At 72.4% G+C, this 6,013-nt stretch carries 4 protein-coding genes and 1 pseudogene; 1 reads left to right on the top strand and 4 read right to left on the bottom strand.

All coding sequences use genetic code 11. From position 1 onward, the window contains the following. The 4 genes from G3I42_RS25210 to G3I42_RS25195 all read right to left on the bottom strand — a co-directional run. On the bottom strand, window positions 1–953 hold a 953-nt coding region (locus G3I42_RS25210; RefSeq protein ID WP_343244658.1), incomplete at its 3' end, for a nucleotidyltransferase domain-containing protein. A 354-nt stretch (window positions 954–1,307) separates the two neighbouring features. Continuing rightward, complete coding sequence (locus G3I42_RS25205; protein ID WP_030995537.1) at window positions 1,308–1,646, bottom strand: P-II family nitrogen regulator; 339 nt, start codon at window positions 1,644–1,646, stop codon at window positions 1,308–1,310. Further along, window positions 1,643–3,001, bottom strand: coding sequence for an ammonium transporter (locus G3I42_RS25200; protein WP_164289591.1), 1,359 nt, complete (start codon window positions 2,999–3,001; stop codon window positions 1,643–1,645). The genes G3I42_RS25205 and G3I42_RS25200 overlap by 4 nt, the downstream gene beginning before the upstream one ends. Before the next feature lie 701 nt (window positions 3,002–3,702). Next, window positions 3,703–5,223 (bottom strand): hypothetical protein, encoded by a 1,521-nt coding sequence (locus G3I42_RS25195; protein WP_164289593.1) that lies wholly within the window; start codon window positions 5,221–5,223, stop codon window positions 3,703–3,705. Window positions 5,224–5,776: 553 nt separating this feature from the next. Between G3I42_RS25195 and G3I42_RS25190 the strand changes: the two are divergent. Further along, a pseudogene (locus G3I42_RS25190) lies at window positions 5,777–6,013 on the top strand (DNA primase); the annotation flags it as partial.

Raw genomic sequence — 6,013 nt, 5'->3', positions numbered from 1 at the left:
GGCGTGCGCTCCGGGGCGCCACGTCCGCCGCCGAAGACGGCGCGCAGCCGGGGCCGCAGCGAGCGGGCGCGCAGGACGCGCTGCACCTCGCGCCAGGTGACGTCGCCCGCGTACGCGAGGGTGCGCGCCGCTTCGTATACCTGGCGGAGCAGGGCGTCGGCGTCGAGCAGGCCGAGGTGGGCGGCGACCTGGTCCTGTTCCTGGAGGGTGAGGCGGTCGGTGGCTCGCCCCGTGGCGAGGTGGAGGGCGTCGCGTACGTCGAGGAGGGTGCGGCGTGCCTCGTCGAGCCCGGCGCGCGGCGCGTCGGCGAGCCATGACGCGGCGACGGCGCGCAGGGCTGTCGCGTCGCGCAGTCCGCCGCGCGCCTCCTTGAGGTCGGGTTCGAGGAGGAAGCGGAGTTCCCCGTGCCGCTCGGCGCGTTCCGTGCAGAGTTCGTGGAGGGCGGGGAGGCGTTTGGGGGCCTGGTTGCGCCAGTCGGCGAAGACGGTGGAGCGCAGCGCGGTCGTCAGCCCGAGGTCGCCCGCGACGTGGCGGGCGTCGAGGAGGCCGAGGTGGACCTTCAGATCCTCGCCGGCGGTCTTGCGCGCCTCGTCCGGGGTGCGTACGGAGTGGTCCAGAGCGAGGCCGAGGTCCCACACGGGGTACCAGACGCGGTCGGCGACGGCGGCGACGGCTGCTGGTTCCGCGCGGCCGTCGTGGAGGAGCAGGAGGTCGAGGTCGCTGCGCGGGGAGAGTTCGCCGCGCCCGTAGCCGCCGACCGCCACGAGGGCGACGCCGCGTGGCGGCGCGGCGGCGTCGAAGAGCTCGGCGAGCCAGGTGTCGGTGAGGGTGGCGAGCGCCTGCCTGCGGGCGCGGCCGTCCTGCGCGTTCTCGTGCAGCAGGCGCAGTCGCGCGGCCGCGTAGCCCTCGGGCTCGGCGTCTTCGGTTTCCTGGCGTTGGTCGAGGCTCGTCACCCGGCAGCTCCTGGCCCCCGCCTCAGCGGGGTTCGTGGTCGGTCGGTGGTGTCAGCGGCGAAGGGACGTTGGTTTCCGTGGGATAGGTCTTTCGTAATGCCGACGGTTTGCCGCGGTCTGTGGGAGGTCGCGACGTGGCGGTAAAAGCGCAGGTCGCACGCGACGTCGCATATGCCACGTCGCGTGCGCCCGACGCGCCGTACGCGAGCTCCACGGCCCCCGCGGCGTCGCGGCGTCGCGGCGTACCCGCCCCTCCCCGTACCCCCCGATACACCCGTCCCCCGCCCCGCACGTCGCGTGGGCGGCGTGCGGGGCGGGGGACGACGGGGGCGGCGCCAGGCATGGTGGTGGGGGTCAGAGGGCGTCGGGGCCGCGCTCGCCGGTGCGGACGCGGACGGCGGTCTCGACGGGGAGGCTCCAGACCTTGCCGTCGCCGATCTTGCCGGTGCGGGCGGCCTTGACCACGACCTCGATGAGCTGCTCGGCGTCCTCGTCCTCGACGAGGACCTCGACGCGGATCTTGGGCACGAGGTCGACGGTGTACTCCGCGCCCCGGTAGACCTCCGTGTGGCCGCGCTGCCGGCCGTAGCCGCTCGCCTCGCTCACCGTCAGGCCGTGGACGCCGAAGGCCTGGAGGGCTTCCTTGATCTCGTCGAGCCGGTGCGGCTTGACGACCGCGGTGATGAGCTTCATGCGTCCACCTTCTTGTTCGTCGCCGGGGCCGCCGCGGTCTCGGTCGCGAGCGGGGCCGACGTGCTGCGGGGCAGGGAGCCGCCGCCGGCTCCGCTGTAGTCGTACGCGGTCTCGGCATGCTCGACCTGGTCGATGCCCGAGACCTCGTCGTCCTCGGCGACCCGCATGCCCATGGTCTTGTCGATGAGGAAGGCGAGGAGCGCGGAGACGACGAGAGAGTACGCGAGGACGCCGAAGACGCCCGCGGCCTGCTTGCCGAGCTGGTCGAGGCCGCCCCCGTAGAAGAGGCCCTTGGCGTCGGACTGGACGCCGCCGGTGGCGAAGAAGCCGACCAGCAGGGAGCCGGCGATCCCGCCGACGAGGTGGACGCCGACGACGTCGAGCGAGTCGTCGTACCCGAACTTGAACTTCAGCCCGACGGCCATGGCGCACAGCAGACCGGCGATCGCGCCGACGGCGATGGCGCCGAGCGGGCTGACCGCGCCGCCGGACGGGGTGATCGCGACGAGGCCCGCGACGGCGCCGGACGCCGCGCCGAGGGTCGTGAAGGCGCCGTGGCGGATCTTCTCGTAGATGAGCCAGGCGAGCATCGCGGCGCCGGTGGCGACCTGCGTGTTGAGGAACATCACGGCGCCCACGCCGTCGTCGTTGCCGAGCCACGAGCCGGCGTTGAAGCCGAACCAGCCGAACCACAGCAGTCCGGCGCCGAGCATCACGAGCGGCAGGTTGTGGGGCCGCATCGGGTCCTTCTTGAAGCCGACGCGCTTGCCGATGACGAGGATGACGCCGAGCGCCGCGGCACCCGCGTTGATGTGGACGGCCGTTCCACCGGCGAAGTCGATGACGCCGAGGTCGTAGGCCCAGCCGCCGGTGCCCCAGACCCAGTGCGCGACGGGGAAGTACACGATCGTCACCCAGAGCGCGATGAAGAGCGCCCAGGCGGTGAACTTGACGCGGTCGGCGAGCGCGCCGCTGATGAGCGCGGGCGTCAGGATCGCGAACATCAGCTGGAAGACGGCAAAGACGTAGATCGGGATGGTGTAACCGTCCCAGAGCTCCACGACGCCGATTCCGCTGAGTCCGACGAAGTCGCCGTTCCAGCCGATCAGGCTTCCCTTGTCCGTCCCGAAGGCGAGACTGAAGCCGTAGAGCACCCACAGGATCGTGACGATCCCGAGGCTGATGAAGCTCATCATCAGCATGTTGAGGGTGCTCTTGACGCGGACCATGCCTCCGTAGAAGAAGGCCAGCGCCGGGGTCATCAACATGACCAGGGCGGAACAGATGAGCATGAATCCCGTGTTCGCGGCAGAAAGCTGGGGAGCGTCTGCGGCGAGCGCAATGCCTGGGGGCATCTGCGTCTCCTCGTCGTCGGTGCGGCCCGTGCGGGCTCAACCAGTGCGGTCGTGAGGGGTGGGCCGTTATGCGCCATGAGGTTGTCGCAGCGCGGTTTCGGCCGATGCCCCTCGGTGTTTCACCGCCATGACGAAGGCACGACGCGTGTTACGCGTTCATGAACCGCGACGCGGGCCCCTGCCGCGCCGTTATCGTCGCGCAACCTACGGGACGGCCCGCGACGCCTCGCGCACCCCCGGCGTCCGTATACCTGCGCGGGCCACCCGGATGCCGCGCCGGAGCACGACGCGACGGCGGAGGCGGGCGGCGCGGGAGCGAAGGTGGCCGGAATCGGGCGGTCGCGGCGTCGCGCGGGGGTGGGGACGTCGGACGGCGCGGGGACGGCGCGTGGGGATCGGAGATGTCGCGTGGGGATCGGGGGACGTCGCGTACGCGGCGGGGGCGACGTCGCGTCGTGACGTGGCGTGTCAGCGGGGCGACGTCGCGTGGCGGGGGGCCTACGTCGCCTGGCGAGGGGGGCCTACGTCGCGCCGTACGGTGCCGGGTCACGCGGGGCGACGTCGCGTCGTAGGAGTCCACGTCGCGCGCAACGCCGCGTCACTCGCCCCCCACGCCCCCGCCCCACGTCGCGCCGGCCAACGCGACGTATCGCGCCCACGACGCGGCGTGACGCGGCCCGCCCGCCCCGCCCGCCCCGCGCTCACACGTCCGCGTCCCCGTCCCCGTCCTCCGGAAGCTGCCGTGCCACCTCGTCGCGGAGCCTGCGGACCTCGGGGACGGCGCCGTAGGCGCGGACGACCTGGTCGACCGTCGTGCGCAGGCGGTTGTTGAGGCGTTCGGAGCGGACCTTGCGTGCGATGCCGATGGCCGCGCCGGCACGCTCGGCGCTCAGTTCGGGTTCTTTCTTGATCAGATGGACGGTCGAGAGGCCGATGAGATTGAGCGCGTACGACCGGTGGTGATCGAGGTCGCTGCCGAAGAGTTCCACGGCGCGCTCGATGCGCGGCTCGGCCAGGGCGGCGTGTTCCTTGTGGCGCCCGGCCGTGTAGACGAGATCGCGGAAGGAGTGGCCGTTCTCGGCGTGCAGTTCGGCCTCGGTGAAGAACCCGATCCAGTCCGGGTCGCGCTCCTCGCCCGCGGACTCCGTCGCCTCGGCGTACGTGTCCTCCGCGATGCGGACGGCGCGCTTGCATTTGCCGGGCTGGGCGAGGTTGGCGTAGGCGCGCGCCTCCATCGCGTAGAGCATCGCCTGCGTGCGCCCCGTCGCCTCGTGGCGGCTGCCGTACTGCGCGAGGTGGATGAGTTCGAGCGCGTCGTCGGGGCGGCCGAGGTGGATCATCTGGCGCGCCATGTTGGAGAGGATGTACGAGCCGAGGGGCTGGTCCTCGGCCTCCTTCGCGGCGTGCAGGGCGAGGACGAAGTACTTCTGCGCCGCGGGCTGGAGGCCGATGTCGTAGCTCATCCAGCCGGCCAGTTCGCCGAGTTCGGCCGCGACGCGGAAGAGGCGGCGCCCGGTCTCGGCGGTCTGCGGTTCCTGGAGCAGGTCGGTGACCTCGTGCAGTTGCCCGACGACCGCTTTGCGGCGCAGTCCGCCCCCACTCTGCGCGTCCCACTTGCGGAACATGACCGTCGTTGATTCGAGGAGGGCGAGTTCGGGTTCGGACAGGCGGCGCGCCGTGCGATTGGGCGTGGCGATGTCGGCGAGCGTGGGCAGGCGTTCGCCGTGCGCGGGCTGGAGCCAGCGCTGCATGGGCTCGACGAGCGCGGCGCCCGCCGTCAGCGCGAGGGAGCCGCCGAGGAAGCCGCGGCGCGCCAGCATGAGGTCGCTGCGGGAGAACTCACTCATCAGGGCGACGGCCTGGGGCGCCGTCCAGGGCAGGTCGATGCCCGCCGTCGACGGCGTCTGGTGAACGGGCCGCAGACCGAGGTCCTCGACGCTGACGGCGCAGCCGAAGCGTTCCGAGAAGAGCGTCGAGAGCAGCCGCGGGATCGGGTCGCGCGGCTGCTCGCCGTCGAGCCAGCGCCGCACCCGGGAGGTGTCGGTCGAGATGTGCACCGCGCCGAGCTGCCGCGCCCTGCGGTTGACCTGTCGCGCGAGTTCGCCCTTGGACCAGCCGCTGCGGACGAACCACGATTCGAGGAGGGCGTTGGGTTTCTTGTCGACGCCGTCGCCGGCGCCGTAGTCGGCCTCGGTGTTCGTCCCGCCGAATCCCCGGCTCATGTCCATGAGCACGCCCCCATCCGTCACCCCTCGCACCGCGCCTCTGCCGTACGCGGCCCCGGCCCCCACAGCATGCGCGACGTCGCGTGCGCCCACGCGCCGTCGAGGCGATGATGCGCGACGATCGCGCCGTCATCTCGCGCCGTCGGCGCGGTCGCGACGCGTCACTGTCGCCGCGCGTCACTGTCGCCACGCGGCGTCGTCGCCGCGACCGCGGGCGGCGTACGACGCCTCCTCGTCATCGCCCGACGCGGCGCGCCACACTGCCGGAGTCTGTCCCGTGACGGTAGGACGTCCCTCACGCGCGCACGAGCCCGCCCCGGGAAACGCCACCTTTCGCCACCCCCGCGCCAATAACTCGCCCTGTACTTCACACGATTGACTGACAGCAGACGAACGGGGAGCAGCGCACAGAAGCGCGCCGGGGCGCGCGGACAGATTCACGCGCCCCTCCGCACGCCACACGCTACATACGGAGCGTCACGCCAGTGGTTCAGTGCGTAACCGGCGGAGCGTCAACGGCGTTGGACGCTCCAGACACGTTGGAGGGGGCATGGGCTTCACGATCGGCGGCATCCGGGAGAAGCGCGAGGGCGTGCGGCGCCGGGGACGCTCCTCGGAGTGCACCACAGTGGCCGAGTTCACGGGTTTGTGGGGCTGGGACGTCGCGCCGGGGGCACGGGTCGAGGCGGGCGTCTGCTCCTGCGGCGACGCGGCGTGCGGAGCGCCCGGCGCGCACCCACTGCGCCGGGCGCGTCCCGTACGGGCCGGCGCCACGCTCGCCGACGCG

Source organism: Streptomyces sp. SID11385 (assembly GCF_010548245.1).
In the GTDB taxonomy this organism is placed as follows: domain Bacteria; phylum Actinomycetota; class Actinomycetes; order Streptomycetales; family Streptomycetaceae; genus Streptomyces.
Note: the sequence above shows the minus strand (reverse complement) of the source record. Positions and strands in the feature narration are given on the sequence as shown.

Excerpts from the sequence above, each read along its gene's own strand:
- G3I42_RS25205 (WP_030995537.1), bottom strand. The coding sequence starts at position 1,646 with ATGAAGCTCATCACCGCGGTCGTCAAGCCGCACCGGCTCGACGAGATC.
- G3I42_RS25200 (WP_164289591.1), bottom strand. The coding sequence starts at position 3,001 with ATGCCCCCAGGCATTGCGCTCGCCGCAGACGCTCCCCAGCTTTCTGCC.
- G3I42_RS25195 (WP_164289593.1), bottom strand. The coding sequence starts at position 5,223 with ATGAGCCGGGGATTCGGCGGGACGAACACCGAGGCCGACTACGGCGCC.